1 protein-coding gene is annotated in these 2,665 nt (G+C 36.8%); it reads right to left on the bottom strand.

All coding sequences use genetic code 11. The annotated features are described in order from the left end of the window. Positions 1-575: 575 nt before the first annotated feature. Complete coding sequence (locus tag IQ228_RS24485) at positions 576-1,958, bottom strand: PP2C family protein-serine/threonine phosphatase (protein WP_027404645.1); 1,383 nt, start codon at positions 1,956-1,958, stop codon at positions 576-578. Positions 1,959-2,665 lie beyond the last annotated feature (707 nt).

Raw genomic sequence — 2,665 nt, 5'->3', positions numbered from 1 at the left:
AGGTAGGGGAGGTAGGGGAGGGAAGACATTACCCGTCAAAATAAATTTGACAGACTACTAGTGTCTGACTGGGAATGTTATTTAGGGTTTGCTGATAGCGTAGTGTGGCGTTAGCCATATAAACCTAAAACCATTTATTAACAAAGGGTTTCGCGGATTTTTACCACAAAAAAGTGCCAGGTTTTGGCTAATACTGTCTCAAAATAGGTGCATTTTTCTTTGTCGGATTTGGAAAATTGAGGATATCCAGACAGTTAAGTAATTGGACAAAAATATTTACAGTCATTGCGAGGGAAGGGAACCAATCACAACCCTTGGAATTGCTTCATGTCACTTCGTTTCATATGGCTAACGCCACGCTTACGCAATGACATTGTGTAATTAATTCTGCCTCACTACTTAAAACTGTTCCCAGTTAAGAGTTCCCTGCCTTCACAGACAACTTATTCAGCAAGCCCTAAATGTATTTCTCTGATTTCTGCTTTTTCATGTTTATATGAAAGTTGGTGGAGATTAATAAATTGAATAATTTTTATACAAATATATTAATATTTTCAAAATTTGGCACTAACATATCAGACAATTTGCATAACAACTAATGTCATATCATCGGTATTTCTCCTATCAGAACCAATGAATTGTTCAACTTGGTCAAATAGATATTCGACAATTTCCTGGGGACTGTTGCAATACTTACAGGCTGTTCTGAAGGATGTAACAAAATTATCTTCATCAAAGCGATCGCCTCCAGCCGCCGCTGCATCCGTCAAACCATCAGTATAATAAATTACTGTATCCCCAACTTCTAACTGTGCTTGTGCATTTTCATATTCACTATTGGCATCTAAACCAATTAACATCCCCAATGTATCCAATTGACTCACAGTTTTTGTGGCTGCGTGCCACCACAAGGGGGGATTATGGGCGGCATTACTATAAGATAAAATCCGCGTTTGTGGGTCATATTCGGAATAAAACATGGTGACAAAGCGGTGAGAATTTTCCAAATCCGCATACATTACCCGATTCAAATTTTGTAAAATTCCGGCTGGGGAATTACCATGTAATACTTCACCCCGCAACATTCCCCGCAACATCGTCATAATTAAACCTGCGGGAACACCTTTACCCATGACATCCCCAATGACCAAACCCCAACTAGCATTTTCTGGAGATGCTTGTGCTTTAGATTTTAACTGGTTTTGATTAGTGGGAATAAAATCATAGTAATCACCACCAACTTGATTAGCCGGTTTACAACGGGCGGCTATTGATAATCCAGGAATGTTGGGACATTGACGCGGTAAAAGTCGGCGTTGAATTTCTGCACCAATTTCTAACTCTTGGTCTAAACGTTCTTTTTTTCTTAATTCTACAGACAGTTCATCATTGTCAATTGCCACTGCTGTTTGGTCTGCTACTAACCGCACTAATTTTTGTCTGGTTTCTGTCCAACTATATTCAGGATCTCGACTCAAAACATACAGCCAACCTCTTTCTGTATGCTTGACTAAAATAGCTGTGCCAAAGATTTGCACATCTGGACCTAAAACAGCGTGCATTTGGTCATCTAGAATCCCTGTGGAAATAGCAGCAGGACTTGAGTTAGATAAAAGAGTAATTTGACTACTAGCAGTTTCTAGGGCTTTTCTAATAATTTTTCTTTGCTGAGTATCCTGCCAATGTAGTTGTTCTAATCTAATTTGTCCATTGGGTTTATAAAGAAAAAGTGCGCTACCTTCTGCATCTGTGACTCTGGTAGCCATGAGGGGAATCAGTTCCAAAAACTGATTTAAATTATTAAAGCTTCTGAGGGCAAATCCTAAAGAACTCAGTAAGTCTTGAATTTTATTTTGTTCTCGATGCAGCCTGGACACAAGTTCCTTGAGTGCCACTACAGGAGTGACATCGGTGGTGCTGCTATTGCTATCAGTAGAATGGGGGGGGAATTGTGACACAGGTTAATATTGCAGTTAAGAATAGCAAATTTGTGATTCTTTATAAATACTCTTTTTTGATAAATTGTGAAATCATCATGGAACGAGATTTGTGATTTTAGCAAGAGTAGAAGAAATGTTGAAAGTAATTTTTTAAGTCTTGGTTCATGCTGAGGACATTGTTGAGGGTTAATTTTCCACAATTATAAATTTTCTAATTTGTCAAAAATGAGTCTGGGAGAATCAGTGATTTTTATGATTAATTAGCAGCCTCTAATTTTTTCATAACTGAATTGGTGCTTCATATATCTTGGGAAATAAAAATTTGTCACTAGCAAAATTATCTCTATTCCTGAGAGAGTAGATATTAAGAATCATCCAACCAATAACCAGATGGATTTTTGGTGCATTAATTCATGGCTTTTGCGTTGTGAGGATTTTAGTCAAAACGTTGAAGTAATCATGCTTTTAATGAAAACTTCTTTGACTATGGACTACAAACATTTAACCTATATACCATAAATTGTCGAAATGTTTCCTTAGATAGATTTCTTTTCGGGAAAGATTTTGCCTATTTTTGGTCAATATTTCAAAATGTGTAATTTTATATTAGTGTTTTGACGGAGAAGGTGGCAGGAAATTAAGTCTTATTTTCCATGCTTCAGCTAAATTTAACAAAAACTTGATTTGTAGTTTATACTGTTCGTATTAGCGATACTCAATAATTA

This window comes from Dolichospermum sp. LEGE 00246 (assembly GCF_015207865.1).
Taxonomy (GTDB): domain Bacteria; phylum Cyanobacteriota; class Cyanobacteriia; order Cyanobacteriales; family Nostocaceae; genus Dolichospermum; species Dolichospermum heterosporum.
This window is presented reverse-complemented; position numbering and strand designations above follow the sequence as displayed.